Annotated in this window: 20 protein-coding genes; 13 read left to right on the top strand and 7 right to left on the bottom strand. The window is 69.8% G+C overall.

Features of this window, described 5'->3' with window-relative positions; all coding sequences use genetic code 11:
- Window positions 1-12 precede the first annotated feature (12 nt).
- A complete protein-coding gene (locus tag ACOWU6_RS02345) occupies window positions 13-3,498 on the top strand; it encodes a phosphodiester glycosidase family protein (protein WP_421074576.1) in 3,486 nt (1,161 codons plus the stop codon).
- A 63-nt stretch (window positions 3,499-3,561) separates the two neighbouring features.
- Here ACOWU6_RS02345 and ACOWU6_RS02340 read toward each other — a convergent pair whose 3' ends face one another.
- Window positions 3,562-5,334 carry a cation:proton antiporter gene (locus ACOWU6_RS02340; RefSeq protein ID WP_271173159.1) on the bottom strand — a complete coding sequence of 591 codons (1,773 nt, stop codon included), beginning with the start codon at window positions 5,332-5,334 and terminating at the stop codon, window positions 3,562-3,564.
- A gap of 95 nt (window positions 5,335-5,429) precedes the next feature.
- On the opposite strand from ACOWU6_RS02340, the gene ACOWU6_RS02335 reads away from it, so the two are divergent.
- The 10 genes from ACOWU6_RS02335 to ACOWU6_RS02290 all read left to right on the top strand — a co-directional run bounded on the left by ACOWU6_RS02335 (window position 5,430) and on the right by ACOWU6_RS02290 (window position 16,483).
- Complete coding sequence (locus ACOWU6_RS02335) at window positions 5,430-7,517, top strand: acyltransferase family protein (protein ID WP_421074575.1); 2,088 nt, start codon at window positions 5,430-5,432, stop codon at window positions 7,515-7,517.
- An 807-nt stretch (window positions 7,518-8,324) separates the two neighbouring features.
- Window positions 8,325-8,693 carry a hypothetical protein gene (locus tag ACOWU6_RS02330; protein ID WP_421074574.1) on the top strand — a complete coding sequence of 123 codons (369 nt, stop codon included), beginning with the start codon at window positions 8,325-8,327 and terminating at the stop codon, window positions 8,691-8,693.
- Window positions 8,694-8,736: 43 nt separating this feature from the next.
- Window positions 8,737-10,002, top strand: a complete 1,266-nt coding sequence (locus tag ACOWU6_RS02325) for an ABC transporter substrate-binding protein (protein ID WP_421074573.1) — start codon at window positions 8,737-8,739, stop codon at window positions 10,000-10,002.
- A 7-nt stretch (window positions 10,003-10,009) separates the two neighbouring features.
- Window positions 10,010-10,921: a carbohydrate ABC transporter permease gene (locus tag ACOWU6_RS02320; protein ID WP_421074572.1), complete on the top strand. Its 912-nt coding sequence runs from the start codon at window positions 10,010-10,012 to the stop codon at window positions 10,919-10,921.
- Window positions 10,918-11,751, top strand: a complete 834-nt coding sequence (locus ACOWU6_RS02315; protein WP_421074571.1) for a carbohydrate ABC transporter permease — start codon at window positions 10,918-10,920, stop codon at window positions 11,749-11,751. The genes ACOWU6_RS02320 and ACOWU6_RS02315 overlap by 4 nt, the downstream gene beginning before the upstream one ends.
- A 2-nt stretch (window positions 11,752-11,753) precedes the next feature.
- Window positions 11,754-12,914: an ABC transporter ATP-binding protein gene (locus ACOWU6_RS02310; protein ID WP_421074570.1), complete on the top strand. Its 1,161-nt coding sequence runs from the start codon at window positions 11,754-11,756 to the stop codon at window positions 12,912-12,914.
- A gap of 33 nt (window positions 12,915-12,947) precedes the next feature.
- Window positions 12,948-13,874, top strand: coding sequence for an ABC transporter substrate-binding protein (locus ACOWU6_RS02305; RefSeq protein WP_421074569.1), 927 nt, complete (start codon window positions 12,948-12,950; stop codon window positions 13,872-13,874).
- On the top strand, window positions 13,874-14,623 hold the full coding sequence (locus ACOWU6_RS02300; protein ID WP_421074568.1) for an aspartate/glutamate racemase family protein: 750 nt from the start codon (window positions 13,874-13,876) through the stop codon (window positions 14,621-14,623). Before ACOWU6_RS02305 ends, ACOWU6_RS02300 begins: the two co-directional genes overlap by 1 nt.
- Window positions 14,620-15,327 carry a GntR family transcriptional regulator gene (locus tag ACOWU6_RS02295; protein ID WP_421074567.1) on the top strand — a complete coding sequence of 236 codons (708 nt, stop codon included), beginning with the start codon at window positions 14,620-14,622 and terminating at the stop codon, window positions 15,325-15,327. Before ACOWU6_RS02300 ends, ACOWU6_RS02295 begins: the two co-directional genes overlap by 4 nt.
- A 103-nt stretch (window positions 15,328-15,430) precedes the next feature.
- Window positions 15,431-16,483: an LLM class flavin-dependent oxidoreductase gene (locus tag ACOWU6_RS02290; RefSeq protein WP_421074566.1), complete on the top strand. Its 1,053-nt coding sequence runs from the start codon at window positions 15,431-15,433 to the stop codon at window positions 16,481-16,483.
- Between the two features lie 391 nt (window positions 16,484-16,874).
- On the opposite strand, the gene pheA is transcribed toward ACOWU6_RS02290, so the two are convergent.
- The gene (pheA, locus tag ACOWU6_RS02285) at window positions 16,875-17,843 is read right to left on the bottom strand and encodes a prephenate dehydratase (protein WP_271173164.1); all 969 of its coding nucleotides are present in this window, start codon (window positions 17,841-17,843) and stop codon (window positions 16,875-16,877) included.
- An 81-nt stretch (window positions 17,844-17,924) separates the two neighbouring features.
- Here pheA and pgm point away from each other — a divergent pair, with 81 nt between their 5' ends.
- Complete coding sequence (gene pgm / locus ACOWU6_RS02280; RefSeq protein WP_421074565.1) at window positions 17,925-19,568, top strand: phosphoglucomutase (alpha-D-glucose-1,6-bisphosphate-dependent); 1,644 nt, start codon at window positions 17,925-17,927, stop codon at window positions 19,566-19,568.
- A 74-nt stretch (window positions 19,569-19,642) separates the two neighbouring features.
- On the opposite strand, the gene ACOWU6_RS02275 is transcribed toward pgm, so the two are convergent.
- Complete coding sequence (locus ACOWU6_RS02275) at window positions 19,643-20,485, bottom strand: alpha/beta fold hydrolase (protein ID WP_282979027.1); 843 nt, start codon at window positions 20,483-20,485, stop codon at window positions 19,643-19,645.
- 92 nt (window positions 20,486-20,577) lie between these two features.
- On the opposite strand from ACOWU6_RS02275, the gene ACOWU6_RS02270 reads away from it, so the two are divergent.
- Window positions 20,578-21,141: a TetR/AcrR family transcriptional regulator gene (locus tag ACOWU6_RS02270; protein WP_421074564.1), complete on the top strand. Its 564-nt coding sequence runs from the start codon at window positions 20,578-20,580 to the stop codon at window positions 21,139-21,141.
- Window positions 21,142-21,147: 6 nt separating this feature from the next.
- On the opposite strand, the gene ACOWU6_RS02265 is transcribed toward ACOWU6_RS02270, so the two are convergent.
- From ACOWU6_RS02265 to ACOWU6_RS02250, 4 genes are all read right to left on the bottom strand, one after another.
- Window positions 21,148-22,293 (bottom strand): AI-2E family transporter, encoded by a 1,146-nt coding sequence (locus ACOWU6_RS02265; protein WP_271173173.1) that lies wholly within the window; start codon window positions 22,291-22,293, stop codon window positions 21,148-21,150.
- A gap of 82 nt (window positions 22,294-22,375) precedes the next feature.
- Window positions 22,376-23,470: a Gfo/Idh/MocA family protein gene (locus tag ACOWU6_RS02260; protein WP_421074563.1), complete on the bottom strand. Its 1,095-nt coding sequence runs from the start codon at window positions 23,468-23,470 to the stop codon at window positions 22,376-22,378.
- Window positions 23,449-24,144: a ThuA domain-containing protein gene (locus ACOWU6_RS02255; protein WP_421074562.1), complete on the bottom strand. Its 696-nt coding sequence runs from the start codon at window positions 24,142-24,144 to the stop codon at window positions 23,449-23,451. The genes ACOWU6_RS02260 and ACOWU6_RS02255 overlap by 22 nt, the downstream gene beginning before the upstream one ends.
- Entirely contained in the window at window positions 24,141-25,319 is a 1,179-nt protein-coding gene (locus ACOWU6_RS02250; protein WP_282979032.1) for a Gfo/Idh/MocA family protein, read from the bottom strand. Before ACOWU6_RS02250 ends, ACOWU6_RS02255 begins: the two co-directional genes overlap by 4 nt.
- Between the last annotated feature and the right edge of the window lie 18 nt (window positions 25,320-25,337).

Raw genomic sequence — 25,337 nt, 5'->3', positions numbered from 1 at the left:
GAGCACTCCTTCATGCGGTACCTCTCTGCTCGCACGCGCCTTTCCGCGCTCACCGTCGTCACGCTCACCGGCGCTCTGCTCGTCTCCGTTCCCGCGCCAGCCACCGCGGCGCTCCCCGAGGACACGCTGGGCCTGAACCTCCAGGGCGGCGGATCCTCCCTGCTCGAGGCCGACGCGCAGCGCATCGCGCCCGGTCTGGACCATGTCTCGTTCTCCCGTCTCGAGGACGGAGGGTGGGTCACGGGCGACATCCTCGTCGCCGATCTCACGACACCGACCCTCTCGATGGACGTCGTCGACTCCGGCACCATCACCGAGCCGGCGCCGGTGAGCGAGCAGGTCGCCGGCACGCGCGCCGTGGCGGCCGTCAACGGCGACTACTTCGACATGAACGCGACGGGCGCTCCCGTGGGCACAAACGTCTCCCGCGACGGCATCCGGACGGGTGCTGCATCGCCGCGCGAGGCGTTCACCGTCGCCGACGGCATCGCCGCGGTCCAGACCCTCATGGCGGAGGGAACTCTGACCACCCCTGCAGGCGACGTCAGGATCGACGCCGTCAACGCGCCGTCGATCCCGCGCGATGGAGTGGGCGTCTACACGGCGGCGTGGGGCGACTACACACTCGACAACCCCGTCGGCGGCCCTGCCGCCATCTCATCGCATGTCGCCAGGGCCACCGTCGTCGACGGCGTGGTCACTGCCGTCGGCGAGGGTGCGGGCGAGCCCGCGATCCCCGCGGACGGCCATGTCCTGCTCGGGCGCGAGAGCGGCGCCGACGCGATCGCCGCGCTCGAGGTGGGCGACACGGTGCAGATCTCCGTCGGCCCCTCCGCGGATGTCGACCTCGCCGTCAGCGGAAGCCAGCGCCTGGTGGAGAACGGGCGGAAGGGCACAGCCGACCAGGTCGAGGCTGCGCGCACGGCGGTGGGCGTGAACGAGGACGGCACGGAGATCTACGTCGTCACGATCGACGGTCGCGCGGCCGACAGCCGCGGGCAGACCGTCCAGGAGCTCGCGCAGCTCATGCTGGACCTCGGCGCGCACAACGCCGTGAACCTCGACGGCGGAGGATCGACGACGATGCTCGCTCGTCCCGCCGGCACATCCGACCTCCAGCTGATGAATCGGCCGTCGGATGGCTCGGAGCGCCTGGTCGCGAACGCGCTCGTCTTCTATTCAGACGCGGGGACCGGGGAGGCGAACGAGGTGCAGGTGGCACCGGCGGTGGCGGGCGCCGATGCGGTGTTCCCCGGCCTCGCCCGCACCGTCCGGGCGACGGGCCTGGACGCCGACCTCGCTGCGACGCCGATCAGCGGGCGCTTCTCGGCCGAGAGGGGTCTGGAGGTGCGTGAGACCGACGGCGCTTCCGCCGTCCTCACCGGAACGGCATCCGGAGTCCACCGGGTCTCCTTCGCCGCGGAGCAGGGTCTGACGGGCACGGCAGACCTGCGTGTGCTCGGCGAGCTCGACCACGTCAGCGGGTCGCAGAGCGTGATCTCCTTCCTCGATGCGACCGAGACCGCGACGATCCGCCTGACGGGGTTCGACGGCGACGGCAACAGCGCGCCGATCGAGGTCTCGGATGTCCGAGTCGACGCGGGCGCGGAGGTCGCGGTGGAGCCGGTCGGGACCGATGCCTTCCGGATCACCCCGCTCGTCGAGTCCGGCTCCGCGACGGTGCGCTTCGACGTCGCCGGCCGCCCTTTCGAAGCAGCCGTGACGGTCGGGCTCGCGAAGGAGCGCGTCCTCGATTTCTCCGACGGCGATGCCTGGACCTCCGGTACGGCCCGCGCCACCGGCACCCTCGCGCCGGCACCCGGATCCGGCCCCGAGGGGCAGGACGCGCTTCGTCTCGACTACGACTTCACGTCGAGCACGGGAACACGAGGCTTCTACGCGATCGCGCCGCAGCCGGTCGAGCTCCCGGGCCAGCCGAAGTCGGTCACGCTGTGGATCGACGGGGACGGATCGGGCGCCTGGCCGCGACTGCAGGTGCGGTCGGCGGGGGCGACCGCCAGCACCAACCTCGACGGTCCGACGATCACGTGGGAGGGATGGCGAGAGGTCGAGTTCACCGTGCCAGCGGGCACCGCGTTCCCGTTGACTCTCGAGCGTGTGCGGATCATGGAGACGCGGTCCACTGCGAGCTATCACGGCTCCATCCAGATCTCCGATGTCGGCGTCATCTCGGCCCCCGAGGTCGCGCAGCCCGCGCAGGCCCCCGTCTTCGATCCGCTGATCCGCACGCAGGGCACGGTCGACGAGCGTCCGCTGCGGATCGCCGTCATGAGCGACTCCCAGTTCGTGGCGCGCAGTCCGGAGAGCGACCTCGTCGACGCTGCCCGACGCACGCTCAGCGAGATCGTGGCCGCGCGGCCCGACCTGCTGGTGATCGACGGCGACTTCGTCGACGAGGCGAGCCCCGCCGACTTCGATCTCGCCCGCCGCATCCTCGACGAGGAGGTGGGCGATGCCGTCCCCTGGGTCTACGCGCCCGGCAACCACGAGATCATGGGCGGCGACATCCGCAACTTCGAGGAGCAGTTCGGCGACACCCGGACGGTTCAGGATCTCGCGGGCACGCGCATCATCACGCTGAACTCCGCGGACGGCACCATCGGCAGCCGGGGCGCCGGGGCTGCACAGCTGCGATTCCTCGAGGACGCCCTGGCGGGAGCTGCGGAGGACCGCTCCATCACGGGGGTCGCGGTCTTCTTCCACCACCCGACGCAGGACCACCTGGTGGGCGACCACAGTCAGCTCTCCGATCGCGTCGAGGCGCGCGAGCTCGAGAAGACGTTCGCAGAGTTCCGCGCGGAGAGCGGGAAGTCGATCGCCGTCGTCAACGGCCACGTCGGCAGCTTCTCCGCTCGCGGCGGGGAGGGTGTGAGCTATCTGACCAATGGGAACTCCGGGAAGAGCCCCTCGGGCGACACTGCGCTGGGCGGCTTCACGGGCTGGGGCATGCTCGGCTTCGACCCGGGGAAGGGCGCCGTCGGTGCGACCCCGGAGCCCGTGGTGGACCGGACGGCCTGGCTGCAGGCCGAGGTACGCCCGCGTGTCGACGACCTCGTCCTGAACGGCGTCCCGGAGACACTGCCGGTCGGCGCAACCGCCGAGGTGGGCGCCGTCGTGCTTCAGGACGGCGAGCGCGAGGTGCCGGTCGGATGGCCCATGAGCGCGACGTGGGGCGGCGACGGGGTCGTGGTGGACGACGGATCGACGCCCGAGCGCAAGGCCGAGGTCGTGCGCCTCAATCCCGCGACCGGCGAGCTCACCGCCGTCTCACCCGGCGTAGCGACCGTCGAGGTCACCGTGAACAGCGTGACGCGCTCGACCACGGTGACCGTGCCCAGCGGGCAGTCGCTGTCGGCGAAGACCTGTCAGCACGGCGGATATGCCGACGTCACACGCGCTGACGGCTCGTCGTTCCGGAACACGGGCGCCTGCGTGAGCTACGTCGCGAACGGCGGCACCCTCATCCCGCGCGCCTGATCTCCGCACGAAGGCGGCCATCCGATCGGATGGCCGCCTTCGTCGTCCTCGGATGGTCGCGCGTCAGCGGGTCGGCGGCCGCAAGTTCCCGCGGGTGTCGAGCGCGAGCTCCTCGGCGTCCATGGCGGTGATCAGCTCGCGCATGACCTCCTCGCTGAGGTTGCCGCGATCGCGCTCCTCGAGCAGCACCTGGCGGCGCACCTCGAGCCACCCCTTCGACAGGTCGCGCACGCTCTCGTAGCTGGGGCGCTTGAGGATCGGCGGCGCCCCCTCCGCGCGCTCGAGCGCCCGCTCGGCCTTGTCGGCGTTCTTCTCGACCCGCAGAAGCGACCGGGCGACCTTGTTGAACTTGTCGATCGAGTCCTCGCCGTACAGCTCCGCCCACTCCTGCTGCTTGACGCGCAGGTACTCGCGCCCGGCCTCGGCGCTGCGCCGGCGGATGGCCTCGAGCTGGCGGGCATCCGCGGCGCGCTCGGCGTCGGCGTTCACGCCGAGCGCCTTGATCAGCGGCGCGAGGGTGAGGCCCTGCAGCAGCAGCGTCCCGACCGTGACGACGAACGCGCACACGATGAGCACCTCGACGTTCCCGTGCGACATCCCGCCCTCGGTGAGGTCGGGCAGGGCCGCCGCCATCGCGAGCGTCACGACGCCGCGCATGCCGGCCCACGAGACGACCGCCCGCTCCTGCACCGACATCGGGGGCTCGATGATCCGCTGGCGGATGGTCTTCTCGGTCACGGGGCGACCGTGCCGCTCGAGGCGCTCGCGCTGCCGGCGGACCATCCGCGCCCGCGGGCTGTCGGGGTTCGCGCGGAACTCCTCGGCCGCGTGCTTCCACCGCAGCAGGCGGAGCCGCTGCCACATCTGACCCCACGCATAGCTCGCGTACACGAACACCGGGCGCACGAGCAGGACCACGACGAGCACGGCGAGCGCGAGCACGAGCGTCTGCACGCCCGAGACGCCGCCCAGCTCGCGCACGACGTCGGGCAGCTGGAGGCCGATGTACGCGAAGACGAAGCTCTCGAGGAGGAAGTCCATCGACGACCACAGCGGGCCATCCTGCTGCCGCGTGACATACCGCGTCTTCGGAGCGTTGAAGCCGACGTACAGCCCCATCGCGACGACCGCGAGGACGCCCGATCCGTGCAGCTGCTCGGCGACCGCGTAGGCGCCGAACGGCACGAGGAGGCCGACGGTCCCCGTCACGACCGGGTCGCTGATCCGCAGGCGCAGCTGGTGCAGCACGATGCCGAACACGAGGCCGACCGCGACGCCGACGACCACCGCGAGCGCGAACTCGACGACGCCATCCCACACCGTCACGGTCGCTCCCGCGACGATGGCCGCGAAGACGCGCACGAGCGTGAGCGACGTCGCGTCGTTGATGAGGCTCTCACCCGACATCACGGTCATCACGCGGCGCGGCAGCCCAAGCTTCCGGGCGATCGCGGCCGCCGACACGGCGTCGGGCGGCCCGACGATCGCGCCGAGCAGCAGCGCGCCCGCGATCGTGAGCTCGGGCATGATGAGCCACGCCACGAGACCGACGGCCGCAGCCGTCACGACGACGAGGCCGACACCGAGACGGCGGATGTGCGGAAGCGATCGCTTGAAGCTCACGAACGAGACCTCGAGCGCGGCCGAGTAGAGCAGCGGCGGCAGGGTGAGGTTGAGCAGCAGGTGACCGTCGATCTCGACCGTCGGCACGAACGGCAGCAGCGAGGCCGCGAGCGCGACCGCGGTCACGACCAGCGGCGCCGGCCATCCTCGCCATCGGGCGAAAGCCGCGACCGCGACGGAACAGACGAGAATCACGAACACCTCGACGCCCATACTCCCGAGGCTATCTCCCCGCGTGCGAACACCCCGGGCAGAGCCGGCCCGCGCTTGCCGGACTTCCTCGGCTCGACGTCGTATGGTCTCTCGCGATGCAGACGACAGCCGCCCCCGACACGCGCGTGCCCGCGACCGGCGAGCCCGCGCGGCGCGGCACCTGGCGCACCGACATCCAGGGGCTCCGCGCGATCGCGGTCGGGCTCGTCGTCCTCGCGCACGCGGGCGTGCCGCGCCTCGACGGCGGCTTCATCGGCGTCGACGTGTTCTTCGTGATCTCGGGCTACCTCATCACGGGCCTTCTCCTGCGCGAGCACGAGCGCACGGGTCGGATCAGCATCGCGGACTTCTATGTGCGGCGCGCGCGGCGCATCCTCCCCGCGGCGACCGTCGTCATCCTCGCGGTGCTCGCGGCCGCGGCCGCGCTCCTGCCCACGACGCAGGTCGCGCAGACGACGTCAGACGCGCGGTGGTCGGCGGTCTTCCTCGCGAACGCGCACCTCGCGGCGCAGGGCACGGACTACTTCTCCTCGAGCGAGCCGTCGCTCCTGCAGCACTACTGGTCGCTCGCGGTCGAGGAGCAGTTCTACCTCGTCTGGCCGCTGCTCGCGATGCTCGTCCTCACGCGTCTGTCGCGGCGGGCGTTCATGATCGCGGCGGCCGCGGTGTTCGCGGGCTCGCTCATCTGGTCGCTCCTCTACACGGCTTCCTCCCCCGCGGCGGCCTACTTCAACACCCCGGCTCGCGCGTACGAGCTCGCCGCGGGCGCTCTGCTCGCGTGCGTGCTGCCCGCCACCCTCCGCGCACCTTGGCGCGCCCTCACGAGCCTGCTCGGCGCCATCCTCATCGCCGTCGCGGCGGTCGCGTTCGACGCCGGCTCGGCGTTCCCGGGATGGCAGGCCCTCGTGCCGACGATCGGCACCGTGCTGCTGCTCGCCTCGGGTCCGCGCTGCCTCGTCGGGCGCCTGCTGTCGCTGCGCCCCCTGCGATGGATCGGCGATGTGTCGTTCTCGCTCTACCTCTGGCACTGGCCCGCGATCCTGCTCGTGCCGGCCATCCTTCCCGACGACACGCCGCCTCTCGCGTCGGGCGCGCTCGCGGTGGGCGTCGCCGTGGCTCTCTCGGCCGTCAGCTACCACCTCGTCGAGGTGCCGTTCCACCACCGGCGCGTCCCGTTCATCTCGCAGGGGCGACGCGCGCTCGCTCTCTGGCCCGCCTCGGTCGCCGTCGTGCTCGTCGGCGCGCTCGCGGCGACGGCTCTGGCCGACTACCGCGACCAGGCGGCGGACCGCGCGGCGGCCGCGTGGTTCGAGAGCGGCGAGACGAGCGGCTTCACCCAGCTCGGCGGCACCCCCGACGTGGCGTGGGAGCTGGAGACCGCACTCCGCCTCGCCGACGAGGGCGCGCCCATCCCTCCGTCCATCGACGGCTCGGCGCTCACAAAGGACAACTGGGGTGCGGTCGGCGAGGGATGCTTCGCGACGGATGGCCAGACGAGCGCCCCCGAGTGCGTCTTCGGCGACGAGAGCGCCGACCGCGTCATCGCCCTCGTCGGCGACTCGCACGCGGCGATGTGGCTGCCGGCGTTCGACGAGATCGGCCGCGAGCGCGGCTACCAGGTGCGGATGTTCGCGAAGCTCGCGTGCGCGCACTACCCCGTCTATCAGGCGGCCAAGGCGATGACGCAGGAGGAGTGCGACGCGTTCCGCAGCTGGACGAGCGCGGAGCTCGCCGAGCTGCGACCCGACACGATCTTCACGACCGCGCGCGGCATGCTCTTCCTGCAGGATGGCCGCGGAGGGGTGAGCGCGCGCGACCAGTGGTCCGCCGCGGTCGAGGCGTCGGTCGCCGAGCTCGCCGGCGTGACCGATGACATCCGCGTGCTCGGCGACGTGCCCACGCGCCCCGGCCCTGCCGAGTGCCTGACCGCACCCGGCGCCGCGCAGGCCTCGTGCATCTCGGCGCCGGGCGGTCTCGAGTACGAGAGCAACGCGTTGACGAAGGCCGCCGTGGAGGCTGCCGACGTCGGCGCCGAGTACATCGACGTCGTCGGGTACGCCTGCCTCGACGGACGCTGCCCGCTCGTCGTCGACGAGTACCCGGTCTACGAGGACGACAGCCACCTGTCGACGCCCTGGGTCCGCCACATCGCCCCGCGCGTCGCGGACGACTGGGGACTGTAGGGCGGTAACGAGAGGATGCCGCGCAAGTTCATCAGCGGCAATACCGCGATCTGAGCGTCTACCTCGCCCTCTCGCGACGCGGATCGGGCTGTTTACGCGGTTGTAATCGGCAGCCAATCGCCCCGAAATGGCACGGCGCCATCTTGTAATACAAGCGCCCGAGGAAAGGCCACTTTCCTCATCCGGATCGCGCCACTTGTGTACAAGAGGAGATGACGTGCCACTGGACTGGAATCAAGGCGCTGGTGAGCGACCGCGTGACTTCGTGGGCTACGCAGATCAGCCTCCGCCGTTTCAGTGGCCGGGCGGGGCTCGGGTCGCAGTGAATTTCGCCATCAACTTCGAGGAGGGCACAGAACGAAGCCCGCTGCTCGGCGACGGCACGCGCGATTCGCGGACCTGGGTGCGCAGCCCGCTCCCTCCGTCGGAACGCGACCTGATGCAGGAGGGAGAGTACGAGTACGGCACGCGAGCCGGCATCTGGCGGCTGCTCCGTGTGTTCCGCGAACATGACGTGCCGTTCAGCGTCTTCGTGTCTTCCGAGTCCCTCGCCGTGAGCCCCCACATCGCTGACGCGTTCTCGCAGGCCGACTGCGACTTCGTCTCCCATGGCTCGCGCTCGATCAGCATCATCGGTCGCAGCGAGGAAGCAGAGCGCGCGGACTTGCGACACAGCGTCGAACAGACGCTCGAACTCACAGGCAAGCGCATCCTCGGCGCATTCCCTCGCCCCCCGATCACGGAGCGCACCGTCGTCTCCTCGCTGAGGAGGGGTTCCTCTACGACTCCGCGACAGCGAATGATGATTTGCCCTACTACACGGATGTCGCCGGTCGTCCAATGTTGGTCGTGCCCTACGCCGTCGATACGAACGACGCGCGTTTCTGGGGTGGGCAGACCGGCCCCGGCTTCACGGGCAGCGCCGACTTCTTCGACTACCTCCGTTCTGCGTTCGACGTTCTCTATGACGAGAGCGCCGAGATCGGCCGGATGATGTCGATCGGCCTCCATGCACGGATCATGCGCCCCGGGCGGGTCGCGGCGCTGTTGCGCTTCCTCGACTACGTGCGCGGCTTCGACGACGTGTGGATCGCACGCCGCAACGACATCGCCGTCGCTTTCGCCGAGAGATTCGCGCCGTCGAATGCGTGGAACTGGCCCCTGGCTTCCGACTGAGAAGTTCTGCCCTGCGTCATCCCGATTCCCGAAAGGCTGAACCATGACCCGTCCCCTCACCAGAAGGTCCCGAAACGCCCTGGCGATCACCGCAGCCAGCGTGCTCCTCCTCAGCGGCTGCGCTTCGCCGGGCACCTCCGCTTCCTCGAGCGACGAGGAGATCACCCTGGTCATCGCCAACTCGCAGTGGCTCGATGCGCTGCGCGGCGAGAGCCTCTGGAACGCGGTGAAGACGTTCGAAGACAGCCACCCCGGCATCGTCCTCGAACAGGAGGCGATCCCATCGGCCGAGATCGACGCGAAGCTCACCACCGAGTTCGGCGCGGGCCAGGGGCCCGACATCGCGATCATTCAGGAGGGCCTGTTCTACACGCTGCAGGACGCGGGGTTCCTCGCACCGATCGATGACGCCCTCCGCAGCATTGACAACCTGAACGCGACGAATGAAGGCGGTGAGATCGACGGCGAGGTGTATGGCCTCGCGTGGCAGCGTGCTGTCTACGCACTCATCTACAACGCCGACCTCCTCGAGTCGTCGGGCGCCGAAGTCCCGACGACCCTGGATGATCTGATCGAGAACGCCCAGCTGATCGCCGACACGGGCGCGACGGGCTTCACCGGTCGCACGAGCATCACTGACTTCAACGGCTGGTTCATGGACTTCCAGAACTGGGTCTACGGGTTCGGCGGCAGCTGGTCGGACGGCGAGAGTCTCACCATCGACACACCGGAGAATGTCGCTGCCGTTGAGGGGTTCGCGAAGCTGGTCGATGCATCGCTCATCCCGGCCGGTGAGGACATGCCAACTCAGCGCACCCGATTCAAGGAGGGCGCCGTCGGGTTCTCCATCGACAACTCGGGAGGCACCCTGAACATCGCCAGCGGTGGGACGATCCCCTCGTCCTCCGTAGGCGCCGCACCGCTCCCGTTCGATGAGCCTGGCGCATATCAGCAGCTGTTCGTCGGAGTCAGCAGTGCAACCGACCACGAGGACGCGGCCAAGGAGTTCGTGACTTGGCTCGCCGGGCCGGAGGGGCAGGAGGCCCTTCGCGCCGCTTCCGGGCCGGACACCCTCGCCACAGACGTGCCGCTCCTCGATGAGTTCGTCGCCCAGAACCCGTGGGCCCCCACCTTCGCGGAACTGGCGCCGAACGCACACAGCACCCTCATTGAGGGCCACGAGGTCGACACCCCGCAGATCATGCGGATCGTTATGGAGGCCGTGGAACGCGTCATCGCCGACGACGCCGACCCAGCGGACGAACTCGCTGCCGCTCAGCTGGCGATCGACGAGCGGTTCGGGGAGTAGGCAGCGGATGACGACCCTGGCGAGTCTGCCGGCGCGAACGCCGTCGCACGGAAGAGCAGTTCCCTATCTCTTCCTGATGCTCCCGATGCTCTTCCTCGGCGTGGTGGTGTTCTACCCGCTCGCGCGGGAGATCTGGATCAGCTTCACGGACGCGGGCATTGCGAACCCGAACGGGGGAGACTTCATCGGCCTCGGCAACTACGAGGAGGTTCTGGCGTCGCCGCAACTGCGGCAGGCGCTCGGAGTCACTGCGCTCTACACGGTCGCCACGGTCGTCGCTTCGCTGATCATCGGAGTCGTCTCCGCTCTGGCGGTGGATCGGCCCTTCCCCGGGCGGTCCATCGCGAGAGCTGTCCTGCTGTTCGGCTGGGCTGTACCCAACGTCGCCGCGGCTCTGATCTGGTCGTGGATGTACAACCAGCAGTCGGGCGTCCTGAACGCACTGGTGACGGCGCTCGGCGGCTCCCCCATCGGCTGGCTGACGGACAGCAGCGTGGCGATCTGGTCCGTAACACTGACGACCGTGTGGCAGGTTGCGCCCTTTGTGATGCTGACCACGCTCGCTGCTCTTCAAGGTGTGCCCCCGGAGCTTCGGGAAGCAGCGCGCATCGACGGCGCCGACGCCTTGAACGTGTTTCGCACGGCCACGCTGCCGCACATCCGTCCGGCGATCGCTCTGTCGGCGCTGCTCGCGACGGTATGGACGATCCGACGGTTCGAGATCATCTACCTGCTCACCGGCGGTGGCCCGCTCGGCAGCACGAGCACCCTTGTCATTCAGTTGCGCAGAGAGGCTTTCGAGAACTACGACCTCGGCGCCGCCGCGACGTTCGGTGTCGTGGGCTTGGCCGTGTCGCTGGCTGTCACTGTCCTGTACTCCTTGATCGAGGGACGCCGTAAGGGAGGTGCCGCGTCGTGAGCGCTTCGCGAGTCGTCGGACGCGCTTCCCGCGCCCTCATCATCGTGATCCTCGTGGTCTGCGCCGGCTTCCCGGTCTACTGGATGCTGAATACGGCGCTGAGTACGAACAGGCAGCTGTACGGCACCGGACAGGTGCCGTGGCCACAGCCGCAGCAGATTCCCGCCGTGCTCGACCAGCTCATGGATGTGCCGCTGCTGGCGTGGATGGGCAACTCGCTCTTCGTCGCGATCGGCACGACCGTCGTCAGCCTGCTCTTGGGTTGCCTGGCCGGATACGCGCTGAGCAGGTTCCGCTTCCGGGGCAAGGGACTCGTCTCCTTCCTGCTGTTCATCACGCAAGTGCTGCCCGAGGCGCTCGTGCTCGTCCCGCTCTACGCGCTGTTCATCTCGCTGGGCCTGCTGAACAACCTGTGGGGGCTCGTCCTTGCCAACGCCGGGTTCGCGCTGCCAGTCGCCACGTTCGTACTGAAGGGCGCGATCGACGCGATCCCGCAGGAGATCGAGGAGTCTGCTGCGATCGACGGCGCACCACGCGCAAGCGCGCTGACGATGATCGTTCTTCCGCTCATCATGCCGAGCATCGCGGCCGCGGCCGTCATGTCATTCTTCTCCGGCTGGAACGAGTTCCTGTTCGCAAACACGTTCCTGCTCGATGAGACGCTCTGGCCCGCGTCCGTGGGCCTTGCGTCGTTCATCGGCCAGTACGACACGCCTCTGGCCGCGGTGATGGCGTCGGCGCTGCTGTTCAGCTTGCCCGCCATCGTGTTCTTCCTCATCGTCCAACGAAAGATGGTCTCCGGTCTGACGGCCGGGGCCGTGAAGGGGTGATCATGCCTGATCTCGCGCTCCGCTCCGTCTCCAAGAGCTACGGCGACAACCGTGTCGTCAGCGGCGTCGACGCCGATGTGCCCGACGGCGAGTTCCTCGTCCTCCTCGGGCCTTCCGGTTGCGGCAAATCAACCCTGCTCCGGATGATCGCTGGACTCAGCGATATCAGCGACGGGCACCTCCTCATTGACGGTGATACGGCGAACGACTGGGACGTCCGCCGTCGCGGAGTGGCATTCGTCTTCCAGTCCTATGCGCTCTACCCGCACATGACCGTCCGGGACAACATTGCCTTCCCGCTCGTGATGGACCGCTTCAAGCGATATCACCACCTTCCCGTCGTGAACTCGATCATGCGACGGCGGATCAGCCGTCATCCCGACATCGTCCAGAAGATCGACGAGATCGCCGAGCAACTGGAGCTCACCGCGCTGCTGTCACGGAAGCCGGCACAGCTCTCGGGTGGCCAGCGACAGCGTGTCGCCCTGGCCCGAGCTCTCGTGCGCGACCCCTCGTTGTATCTGCTCGACGAGCCGCTGTCGAACCTCGACGCGAAGCTTCGCACGCAGATGCGGTCGGAGATCACCGCGTTGCATCGCGCGATCAAGAAGACGTTCGTGTACGTGACGCACGATCAGGTCGAGGCGATGACGATGGCGACGAGAATCATCGTGCTCCGCGACGGGGTCGCCCAGCAGATCGGAACGCCGGACGACATCTACAGCCGCCCCGCGAACACGTTCGTCGCCGGATTCGTCGGCTCACCGCCCATGAACCTCATCCCGGTCACGGTAACGGGATCGCTCGTGACGACCGACCACGGCGAGTCGTGGCATCTCGACGGATGTCCTGGTGACGGACCGGCGACGCTCGGAATCCGCCCCGAGAGGATCAGCCTCGCGATCGGCGACTCGTTGCCCATCCGCGGGGTGGTCGTCTCGGTTGAGAACCTCGGCGGCGAGAACCTGATCGGGTGCCGTCTCGGGCGGAGTCGCGATGAGGACGCCTCTCTGCTTCCGCACGACCTCGTGCGCGTGCGTGTCCCCGATGACCTGCGCCTGTCGCCAGGCGCGGAATGCTCTCTCGCCTTCCCGTCGGCTCAAGCGTCCTGGTTCGACGCCGAGACGGGCGCTCGGCGCGAGAGCACTCCGGCTCTTGTCTGATCTCGCTTCCTGATCCCCTTGGAGAAAGCAGAAATGCAGAAGTTCCACATCGCAGCCACCGGGCACAGCCTCAACTACCTGCCTGAGTACATCGCGGACCGACACGGGCTATTCGCCGCACAGGGGCTCCAGGTCACCGCGGAGGTTCCGCGACCGTGGGACGACGTTCTCAAGCGACTGCGCGACGACGCGGCGGATGCCGCGCTCGGCGGCATCTGGGTGCCCAGCATGTACCTCGATCGCGTGCGCCGCTACACCGCATTCGCCCAGGTCGCCAACCGGGCACCGCTCGCGCTTCTCGGTCGCGCCCCCGAGGCCGGCAGATTCGACCTCGCCGATCTGCGCGGGCGGACCGTGCTGATGAAGGGCAGCAACGGGGCCAGCGTCGGCCTGTTCCTCAAGATGCTGCTGCGTGAGCAAGGAATCGAACCCCGCGAAGTGGACTACATCCAGGATCTCGATGGCACGATGCTCAGCGAGCTGTTCGTCGGCGGGATGGGTGACTATCTGGTGATCGACAATCTCAGTGCGCGTGTCCTCGCGGACCGACATGATCACGTCAGCGTCGTCCTCGAGACGGTCGTCGAGAGCGGCGACATTCCGTGGAGTGTGTACTACCGAGAATCCGAGGGGATCACACCCGATATCGTCAACGCGCAGGAACGCTTCTGCTTCGCCCTGCAGCAGGCGATGGATTGGATCCTCGCAAACGACGCGGAGGCCTTCCGCGACGACCTGATGGCACTGTTCCCGAAGGCACCAGCCGACATTCTCGTCAGCCTGGCAAACGTGTTCCGAGAGCACCGGATGTGGACGACCCCGACGATCGATCGCGCTGGCTACGAGCGCTGGCAGCAAGGCATCGCCGACGGATTCCTCATCCAGGATCCCCTGCCGTACGAGGCGCTCGTGGACGAGGGGCCCGCGTCCGGTGCTGCGGGTCGTCGAGGACGCGCCTGATGCGGATATTGGTCCTCAACTGCAACACGAATCGCAGCATGACCGAATCCATCGCCAACATCGCCCGGCAAGCTGCACGGCCGGGGACGGAGATTCTCCCCGTCACGCCGAGCTTCGGCCCTGAGTCGGCGGAAGGCTACTACGAGAGCTTCGTCGCGGCAGCGGCGATGCTGGACGCCGTGGAACGGCACGAGGGCGAGTTCGACGCCATCATCGCAGCCGGGTTCGGGGAGCACGGTCGAGAGGGGCTCCGTCAGCGATGGAACGCTCCGGTGGTCGACATCACCGAGGCTGCGGCGATGGCGGCGAACCTCGTCTCGCGCCGCTACGGCGTCGTCACCAGTCTCCGCGGCGCCATTCCCGGAATCTGGGACAGCCTGACGACTGCGGGGCTCCACACTCGATGCGTGGATGTGCGCGCATCGGGCATCCCCGTCGCCTCGATCCATAGCGATCCGGCCACTGTCGCCGACACGCTAGAAGCCGAGGCCCGCACCGTGATGGAGCGAGGCGGAGAAGCCGTCGTGCTGGGCTGCGCAGGCTTCGCAGGACTGTCCATGGAACTAACGAGGCGTCTTGGCGTTCCCGTCATCGATGGGGTCGACGCGGCCGTGCGCTTCGCCGAGGCGCTCGTCACGGCGGGGTTGAGCACCAGCAAGATCGGTGCTTTCCGGCAGCCTGATGGGGAGAAACAATGGACGTCATGGTCGTTTCCCCCGGCTCAGGCCCCCGCCGACGCGATGCCGTGACGCCACTCGCGGCGGCATCCGACGCCATCGCCCTGCTCGCGCCGCTGGATGACGTCTCCACGAAAGTGCCAAGGGGAGCGTTGCCTGAGGTCATCTACCACCGCATCCGCCATGCCATCATCACGGGCGTCTATCCGGCAGGCATGCGGTTGAACGAGCAGCGTCTCGCCGAGACGCTCGAGGTGTCCCGCGTGCCGTTGCGGGAGTCGTTCCATCGACTGGAGCGAGACGGCTTCATAAGCCAGGAACCCCGTCGGAGCGCTGTCGTGACCGCGTGGGACCGGCGCCGGGTCGACGAACTGTTCGACACTCGCATCGGCATCGAGGTGGAGGCTGTGCAGACCGCGACGCGCCGAATCGCGCAGGGGCAGTCAACTCGTGAACTCGAGTTGCTGGTCGCCCATTCGCGCGATGCACTGCATCGGGGCGATGCACTCGGCATCGCCACGAGCAGCACCGAGTTCCACCGCCTGATCGTCGCAGCGGCCGGCAACGAACTGATGATGTCGTTCATGGATCAGCTCGCCCCTCGGATGATCTGGCTGTTCTACCTCACTTCAGTGCGAGATGCCGAACAGGCATGCGCTGAGCACGACGAACTCATCGAAGTGATGGCTTCAGGGAACATCGGCCTCGCACGGTCTGTCGCGCATGCCCACATCGAGCGTGGACGCGCCCCGAGTCTGGCAGCCATGCAGCTGTAGCCGCGAACCCGCCGCACATGCCCTCACCGCGGCGCCGTGGGCAGCACGGCGGTTCTCGGCGTGCGGAGGAATACGCTCGCCCGCGGCGCGGTTGTCTCGAGCGATGTCCGACGCACCCGCTCCCGCTCTGTCCATCCTCGATCTCGTCTCGGTCCGCACCGGGCAGTCCAGCTCCCAGGCGATCGCCGCCTCGCTGCAGATGGCGCAGCGCGCCGATGAGCTCGGCTACCGCCGGTACTGGTTCGCGGAGCACCACAACATGCCCGCGGTCGCGTCGACCACGCCGCCCGTGCTCATCGCGGCGGCGGCCGCGCGCACTGCGCGCATCCGCATCGGGTCGGGCGGCGTCATGCTGCCGAACCATGCGCCGCTGATCGTCGCCGAGCAGTTCGCGGCCCTCGAGGCGCTCGCTCCCGGGCGCATCGACCTCGGCCTCGGCCGCGCACCGGGCAGCGACCCGGTCATCACGCAGCTCCTGCGCCGCTCGGGCACGACGAGCGAGGCGGAGCGGTTCCCCGATCATGTGACCGACATCCTCGCGATCATGAGCCCGGAGGGCGCGACCGTGCGCTTCACCTCGGGCGGCGAGTACGCCGTGCACGCGACGCCGGCCGCGACCGGCGCTCCGGAGGTGTGGTTGCTCGGCTCGAGCGACTACTCCGCGCAGCTGGCCGCGAGCTTCGGACTGCCCTACGTCTTCGCCAACCACTTCGCTGGCGACGGACTCGAGCGCGCGATGGCCCTCTACCGCAGCCAGTTCAAGCCGAGCGCGTGGCTGGACGCACCGAAGTCGTTCGTCACGGCCAACGTCGTCGTCGCCGAGACGCCGGAGGAGGCCGAGCGGCGCGCGCTCCCCCAGCTGCGCCAGTTCGCACGCCTCCGCACGAACAAGCCCATGCGCCCGATCGAGACGATCGACGAGGCGCTCGCGGCGCCATCCGATGCGCTCGAGGAGTCGTTCATCCAGCAGTCACGCTCGCGCTGGTTCGTCGGCACGCCCGACACCGTGGCCGCCGAGCTGCGCGCGTTCGCGGCTCAGCACGGTGTCGACGAGATCATGATCTCGCCCGCCGCCGGGTCGTACGACGCCGACCCCCTGGACGCGGCCCCCCGTCGCCTCGAGACGGTCGAGCTGCTCGCTGCCGCTCTGGCCTGAACGATCACCCACCCGCCCAGGTCGCACAAACCGTCCTCCGGAGGCCCCGGGAGGCCGCAAACCGCGACCTGAACGATCGCCCATTCGCCCAGGTCGCACAAACCGTCCCCCGAAGGCGCCGGAAGGCCGCAAACCGCGACCCGGACAGCCGGCCATAACCGGCCACCCGCCCAGGTCGCACAAACCGTCCCCCGAAGGCCCCGGAAGGCCGCAAACTGCGACCTGGACGGCCAGCCCCAACACGGCCATCCGCCCAGGTCGCAGAAACCGTCCCCCAGAGGCCCCGGAAGGCCGCAAACCGCGACCCGGACAGCCAGCCCCGACGACCTGAACGGCCAGCCCCAACGACCCCAACGACCCGAACGACCAGGACGGTCGAGAACGGGAAGGGCTACGCCTCGGGCTCGCCGGCGAGGAGGCCGCGGAGCCAGTCCCGCGCCTCGACGAACGCCTCGTCCCCATAGCGCTGCGGGTAATGGACGACCTGGCGATCGGCGCGCGGGTACGAGCCGAGGAACACCACGTTCGGGCTGAAGCGCCGCAGGCCCATCAGCGCGTCGGCCATCCGCTCGTCGAAGACGTGCCCGTCGGCGTCGATGACGAAGCGGTACCGCCCGAGGGCGTCGCCGATCGGGCGCGACTCGAGCAGGCTCAGGTTGATCCCGCGCGTCGAGAACTGCTCGAGCAGCTCGAGCAGGGCGCCGGGCTCGTCCTTCGGCAGCTCGGCGACGAGCGACGTCTTGTCGGCTCCGGTGGGCGCGGCCGGCGCGACCGTGCGCGTGACGAGCACGAAGCGCGTGACGGCCTCGGGGTTGTCGCCGATGTCCTTCGCGAGCACCTCGACGTCGTGGTGCTCGGCGACGCCCGGCGCGACGATCGCGACCTGCGCGGGCAGCGAGCCGTCGAGCATCCCCACGGCGCTCGCGACATTGCTCGACGCGACGACGTGCTCGTGATCGGGGATGTTGTCGGCCAGCCATCCGAGGCACTGCGCGTAGGCGACCGGATGGCCCGCGACGCCGACCGGCTTCTGCGCGCGGATGTCGTCGAGAGAGGCCCCGGGATGCGCGACGAGCCAGAAGCGCACGGGGACGAGGTACTCGCCGACGATCCGGAGCCCGGGGATGGTCGCGAGTGCGTCCTGCGCGCTCGAGACGCCGCCCTCGATCGAGTTCTCGATCGCGATCATGGCGGCGTCGCTGCGCCCCGACACGACGTCGGCGAGCGCCTGCCCGACGTTGCTCACCGGGCGCCAGATCTGGCCGCGCGCCTCGGGGACCTGCGCGAGCGCGGCCTCGGTGAAGGTGCCGGCAGGCCCCAGATAGCTGTACGTCCGGCGTTCGGGGGCATCCGTCGACATGACGATCAGCCTAGACGGCTCTGCGACGGCTCCGAGACGAAGAACTGTGCAGGGAGGGCCTCGACGGGGCAGACTTGCCCTATGACGAGCCGTGCCGGACTCCCCGCTGAAGCATCCGACCTCATCGACGTCGATGAGCTGATCTCCGCCTACTACGACCGCGCACCCGATCCCTCGATCCCCGCGCAGCAGGTCGCGTTCGGCACGAGCGGCCATCGCGGCTCGAGCCTCTCGACGAGCTTCAATGAGAACCACATCCTCGCGACGACCCAGGCGATCGTCGACTACCGCAACGAGCAGGGCATCGCCGGCCCGCTCTTCCTCGGCCGCGACACCCACGGCCTGTCGCTCCCCGCCGAGCGGAGCGCGATCGAGGTGCTCGTCGCGAACGGCGTCGACGTGCGCGTCGACGCGCGCGACTCGTGGGTGCCGACCCCTGCGCTCAGCCACGCCATCCTCGCGTACAACCGCGGCCGCGCTGCCGACGACCCGGGCCGCGCCGACGGCATCGTCGTGACGCCCAGCCACAACCCGCCGGCCGACGGCGGCTTCAAGTACAACCCGCCGCACGGCGGCCCCGCCGACACCGATGCGACCGGCTGGATCGCCGACCGGGCGAACGCGCTCATCGCGAGCGGCCTCGACGCCGTCAAGCGGGTCAAGCACGCCGACATCGACCTCGACTCGCTCGGCCAGTACGACTTCCGCGAGGCGTACGTGCGCGACCTCTCGACGATCATCGACGTCGAGGCCATCCGCAAGGCCGGCGTCCGCATCGGCGCCGACCCGCTCGGCGGCGCGTCCGTCGAGTACTGGGCGCTCATAGCCGAGATGCACGGCCTCGAGCTCACCGTCGTGAACCCCGACGTCGACCCGACCTGGAAGTTCATGACGCTCGACTGGGACGAGAAGATCCGGATGGATCCGTCGTCGCCGTCGGCCATGGCCTCGCTCGTCGCACGTCGCGACGAGTACGACATCCTCACGGGCAACGACGCCGATGCCGATCGGCACGGCATCGTCACGCCCGACGCGGGGCTCATGAACCCCAACCACTACCTCGCCGTCGCGATCGACTACCTGTTCTCGCATCGTCCCGGATGGTCGCCGGACGCGGCCGTCGGCAAGACGCTCGTCTCGTCGATGATGATCGACAAGGTGACCGCGGCGCTCGGGCGTCGCCTGCTCGAGGTGCCCGTCGGCTTCAAGTGGTTCGTCCCGGGTCTCCTCGACGGCTCGGTCGCGTTCGGCGGCGAGGAGTCGGCGGGCGCGTCGTTCCTCCGCATGGACGGCTCGGTCTGGACGACCGACAAGGACGGCATCCTCCTGTGCCTGCTCGCGGCCGAGATCCTCGCCGTCACGGGCAAGACGCCCTCGCAGCGCTACGCGGAGCTCGAGGCCGAGTACGGCTCGTCGGCCTACCAGCGCGTCGACGCCCCGGCCACCCCCGAGCAGAAGTCCGCCCTCAAGGCGCTCTCCCCCGACGACGTCTCGGCGTCCGAGCTCGCGGGCGAGCCGATCACGGCCAAGCTCTCGCACGCTCCGGGCAACGACGCGGCGATCGGCGGCCTCAAGGTGCAGACGGAGCACGCGTGGTTCGCCGCCCGCCCGTCGGGCACCGAGGACGTCTACAAGCTCTACGCCGAGTCGCTCAAGGGCGAAGAGCACCTCCGCCAGGTGCAGGAGGAGGCGCGCGCGGTCGTGACCGCGGCCCTAAGCGGCTGAGGCACCGCGCGAGACGACGACACCGCACGCGACGACGGCCCGCCCCGATCGGGGCGGGCCGTCGTCGCGTGCGGCTACTTCGCGAGGAAGTCCTTGAGCGCCGCGTTGACCTCGTCGGCGTGCGTCCAGAGCAGGCCGTGCGGAGCGCCCTCGACCTCGACGTAGTCCGCCTCGGGGACGGCCTCGTGGAACCGGCGGGCGGTCGCGTCGATCGGGAGGATCTGATCCTTCGTGCCGTGCAGGATGAGCGTCGGCTTGCCGGCGGCGCGGACGGCCTCGACGTCGCCGCGGAAGTCCTCGATCCACGCGGGCACGACCGCGTACGCCGCGACCGGAGCGCTGCCGATCGCGACGTTCCAGCTGGCGGTCACGGCCTCCTGACTGATCCGGGATCCGAGGTTCTCGTCGAGGTTGTAGAAGTCGCGGTAGAACTGCGTGAACCACGCGAAGCGGTCGCCCTTCGCGGCGGCCGCGATCCCGTCGAACACGTCCTGCGGAACGCCCTCGGGGTTGTCGTCGCGGGCGACGAGGAACGGCTCGAGCGACGCGAGGAACGCGAGCTTCGCGACGCGCTCGTGCCCATAGCGGGCCACGTAGCGCGCGAGCTCGCCCGTGCCCATCGAGAAGCCCACGAGCACGACGTCGCGCAGGTCGAGCGTCTCGAGCACCGTGTTCAGGTCGGCAGCGAAGGTGTCGTAGTCGTAGCCCGCCCCGACCTTCGACGACTGGCCGAATCCTCGGCGGTCGTAGGTGATGACGCGATAGCCCTGCGCGAGCAGCTCGCGCGTCTGGCGCTCCCAGCTGTGCCCGTTCAGGGGGTAGCCGTGGATGAGCACGACCGGCTGACCGGACCCGTGGTCCTCGTAGTACAGCTCGACCGGGGTGCTGTTCTCGTCGCCGACGGTGATGTAGCCCATGATCTCTTCCTCTCGATCCCCGAGAACGGTCGTTCTCGCTGGTGGGATCCACGCTAGAGAACGATCGTTCTCGTGTCAAGTAGACTGGGCGCATGACCGAGGAAGAAGCACGCGAGCGCATCCTCGCCGCGGCCGAGGAGCTCTACTACCGCAAGGGATACGCGGCCGTCGGCATGGACGAGCTGCGCTCGGCGGCCGGCGTGTCGCTGCGGCGCCTGTACGCGCTCTTCCCCGCCAAGAACGACATCGTCGCGGCCGTGCTCGACCGTCGGCATCGCCAGTGGGAGTCGGCGCTCGACGGGGCGATCGCCGCCGCCGGCCACGATCCGCGCGAGCGCCTGCTCGCGGTCTACCGCTATCTCGAGGACTGGTTCTGCACGGGGGACTTCCGGGGCTGCGCGTTCATCAACGCCTTCGGCGAGCTCGGCGGAACGCATCCCGAGGTCGCCCGCATCGTCCGCGAGCACAAGGCCTCGTTCCAAGAGCACATGGCGGCGCTCGTGGCGGCGTCGGGAGCCCCCGCCGCCCTCGCGGCACAGCTCTCGATCCTCGCGGAGGGCGCGCAGAGCACGGCCGCCATCTCGGGCGACCCGCAGGTCGCGGCTCAGGCGCGCGCTGCGGCCGAGGTGCTCATCGACGCCGCGACGGCGCGCTGAGCGCGCTCACGCCCGCGCGCCGACCGTCCGGTCCTTCCGCCGCGCCCAGCGCGCGGGCGTGGCCGGCCCGTCCCAGACCTGCACGATGCCCCACACGACCGCGGCGAACGGCGCGGCGAGGATCGCGCCGAGGATTCCGCCCAGCACGGTTCCGATGGCCAGCGCGATCAGGACGACGAGCGAGTGCAGCTTGAGCGCCCGCCCCATGAGGATGGGCTGGAGCAGGTTGCCCTCGAGCTGGTTCACGACGACGACGATCGCGATGACGATGATCGCGACGATGGGGCCGTTCGCCACGAGCGCCACGAGCGAGGCGAGGATGCCCGCGACCGTCGCGCCGACGATGGGGATGAACGCGAGGAGGAACACGAGGATCGTCAGCGGGAAGGCGAGCGGCACGCCGAGCACGAACAGCCCGATGCCGATGCCGATCGCGTCCACCGCGGCGACGGCCGCCGTTCCGCGCACGTAGGCGCCGAACGTGTCCACCGACTTGGCTCCCGCGCGCTGCACGCGCGCGTACCACTCGCCCTCGAACGGCCGCGTGAGGAAGGACCAGATCTGCGGGCCGTCCTTGAGGAAGAAGAACAGCACGACGACCATGAGCACGAAGCCCGTCACGAAATTCGCGACGGCGCCGACCCCGGCGACCGCGCCAGAGCCGAACTGCGCGCTCGTGAAGAAGTCGGTCACCGACGCGATCCACTCGTCGATCTGCGCCTGGTCGGGCGCGAACGGCAGCGTGTTGACCCACGCGACCACCTGGAGGAAGCCCTCCTGCGCCTGCGCGTACAGCTCGCTCCACTGGCTGCGCACGGCCGAGACCATCGCCCATCCGAGTCCGCCGATGATGAGCACGATCGCGAGGAGCACGATCGCCGTCGAGAACGACGGCCCGAGCCGCGGCCGCAGCCACCCCATGAGGGGCTCGAACGCGCACGCGAAGATCAGCGCGAGGAGCACGGGGATGACGACGACCGACAGCGTCTGCGACGCGTAGACGAGCCCCGCGGCGAGGATGACCACCGCGATGATCTGCACCGCGCGCGTCGCGAGCGTGCCGAACCCGTCGGACCACAGCCGGCGCGGTGTGCGGCCGTCGGTCACGACCGGCGCGGGCGCCGGCGCCTGAGGCGTGCGTCGTCTGAACATCGTGCTCCCCCTGTCGTCGCGAACGCGTCGTCACCATCCTGCCGGACGCCGCGCGCGAGTCCCGGGAGCTTGACCCTGCGGATCAGCTGTGCCAGTGCTCCCGCGCGGTGAAGGGAACGGCCTCGGGGCGCTCGGTGGTCGTGGTGAGCTCGACGCGCCCGCCCTGCTCGGCCGCGCGCAGGATGCCGGTCATGATGTCGAGCACGTGGAGCGCCATCGCGCCGCCCGCGCGCGGCTCGACCCCGGGCGCGGTCCGCACGAAGTCGACGAGGCCGACGCCGCGTCCTGCCCCGTCGTAGCCGCCCGAGACGGCGAGCGTCTCGGGCTCGGCGCCCGGCCGGTGCAGCACGACGTCGCCGTCGAACCGGTTGGGGTCGGGCACGAGGAGCGTGCCGTCGGTGCCGTGCACCTCGATCGGCGACGCGGTCGTCGTCGTGCCGTCGAAGCTCGTCACGATCGTCGAGATCGCGCCGTTCGCGTGCTCGAGGATGCCCGTCACGTGCGTGTCGACGTCGACCGGGATGGTCTCGCCCGCGCGCGGACCGGATCCGATCACGCGCTCGGAGCGGAGGCGCGATGCCGCACCGCTCACGGCGACCACCGGCCCCAGCAGCGTCACGAGCGCCGAGACGTAGTAGGGGCCCATGTCGAGCATCGGGCCGCCGCCCGGCTGGTAGTAGAAGTCGGGGTTCGGATGCCAGCGCTCGTGGCCGGCCGTGATCATCGTCGCCGATGCCGCGACGGGTCGCCCGATGAGGCCCTCGTCGACCGCGCGGCGGGCCGTCTGCACGCCCGTGCCGAGCACCGTGTCGGGTGCGGAGCCGACCGCCACGCCGGAGCGCGCGCCGGCCTCGACGATCCCCCGCCCCTCGTCGACCGAGACCGCGAGCGGCTTCTCGCCGTACACGGCGCGGCCGGCCTCGATCGCGGCGTGCGCGATCTCGGCGTGCGCGGCCGGGATCGTCAGGTTGAGCACCGTCTGCACCGCGGGGTGCCGCACGAGCTCGGCAGCCGGAACCGCCTCCGCGCCGGTCTCCGCGGCGACCGCGGCCGCGCGCTCCTCCGACAGGTCGGCGACCGCGACGATGCGGATCTCGGGATGGCCCGCGAGCGCGTCGAGGTACTGCCGCGAGATGTTGCCGAGTCCGACGATGCCTACGCCGTGCGCGTCGCCCACACCAGGCCCCTCTCGATGATCGTGCGGACGTTCTCGTCCTGCAGGACGTCCGGGCTGTGGCCGGGCGTGGCGACGAAGATCCGCCCCTCGCCCCACTGCCGCGTCCAGACCGCGGGCGACCTGATCGGCCGGTGCCACGGATGCCACGGGCGCACGGGATGCGTCGTGGTCGCGAGCACGTCGTTCAGGTCGTCGTGCAGCACCCAGTACTGCTCGGTCTCGAGCGCGAAGTCGTCGATGCCGGCGGTGATCGGGTGCGTGCGGCCGAGCTCGGTGATCTCGACCGTGTACGGCAGGTAGTTGTCGCTCGCGTCGCCGACGAGCTCGCCGGGCTCCTTGCTCGGGTGGGTCGCGAACTGGCCGCCGACGAGCTGCAGGTAGTCCGAGCTGTTCCGGAACGAGTCCGCGATCCCGCCGTGCCATCCGGCGAGGCCCGTGCCCGCGCGCACCGCGGCGATGAGCCCCTTGAGCTCCTCGGGCTCGATCGTCGACATCGTGACGCTCTGCAGGATGAGGTCGGTCTGCGCCATCGCGTCGGCGTCGGCGTAGACCGCGGTCGACTCCTCGACGCGGACGTCGTAGCCGCGCTCCTCGAGGAAGGGGAGGAAGAGGTCCGTCGACTCGACGGGCTTGTGCCCGTCCCATCCGCCGCGGACGACGAGTGCCCGGGTCACGCGCCTCCCCCGACCTGCGTGAGGACCGCGTCGGCCGCTGCGCTGCGCTCGACCGCATCGAGGACGCGCTGAACGCTGAGCGCCTCGTCGAAGCTCGGCGACGGGTCGCGCTCCTCGGCGATGGCGGTGACGAGGTCGACGACCTGGTGCGTGAAGAGGTGCTCGTAGCCGAGGCCGTGGCCGGCGGGCCACCACGCGTCGACGTACGGATGGGTCGGCTCGGTCACGAGGATGCGGCGGAAGCCCTGCTCGCCGTCGGCGTCGGCCGCGTCGTAGAACTCGAGCTCGTTCATCCGCTCGAAGTCGAAGGCGATCGATCCGCGGTCGCCGTTGATCTCGATGCGGTTCGCGTTGCGGTGCCCGAGCGCGAAGCGCGTGGCCTCGAACACGCCGAGGGCTCCGCTCGCGAACGACGCGGTGAACGCGACGGCGTCGTCGACCGTCACCGGGCCGCGCTCGGCGTCGGCCGCCGCGCGTCCGCCGAGACCGCGCTGCTCCGAGAGCACCGGGCGCTCGGCGACGAACGTGCGCAGCTGCGCGGAGACCGCCTCGAGCGGCTCGTCGAGGAGCCACTGCGCGGTGTCGATGATGTGCGCTCCGATGTCGCCCAGCGTTCCGGACCCCGCGATCTCCTTGTCGAGGCGCCACGTGAGGGGCGCGTCGGCGTCGGTCAGCCAGTCCTGGAGGTACTGCGCGCGCACGTGGCGGATGGTGCCGAGGCGGCCGTCCGCGACGAGGCGCTTCGCGTAGGCGAGCGCGGGCGTGCGGCGGTAGCTGAAGCCGCACATCGCGCGCGTGCCCGCTGGCGCGCTGCGCGCGGCCTCGGCCATCCGCTCGGCCTCCGGAAGCGTGCGGGCGAGCGGCTTCTCGCACAGCACGTGCTTGCCCGCGGCGAGCGCCGCGATCGACACCTCGGCGTGCACGTCGCCCGGCGCGCAGACGTCGACGATGTCGATGTCATCGCGCGCGATGACGGCGCGCCAGTCGTCCGACCACTCCGCGGCTCCGAGCTCGTGCGCGGCGCTCTCCGCGCGCTCGGCTGAGCGGCCGACGACGACGGCCAGCTCGGGTCGGGCCGGGAGGTCGAAGAACCGCGGTGCGGTCCTCCAGGCGTGAGCGTGTGCACGGCCCATGAAGGCGTGTCCGATGAGTGCCACCCGCAGCGTCGAGGTCATGGCGTCTCCTCTCCATTC

It is taken from the genome of Microbacterium sp. SA156 (assembly GCF_049065455.1).
Lineage (GTDB): Bacteria > Actinomycetota > Actinomycetes > Actinomycetales > Microbacteriaceae > Microbacterium > Microbacterium barkeri.
Note: the sequence above shows the minus strand (reverse complement) of the source record. Positions and strands in the feature narration are given on the sequence as shown.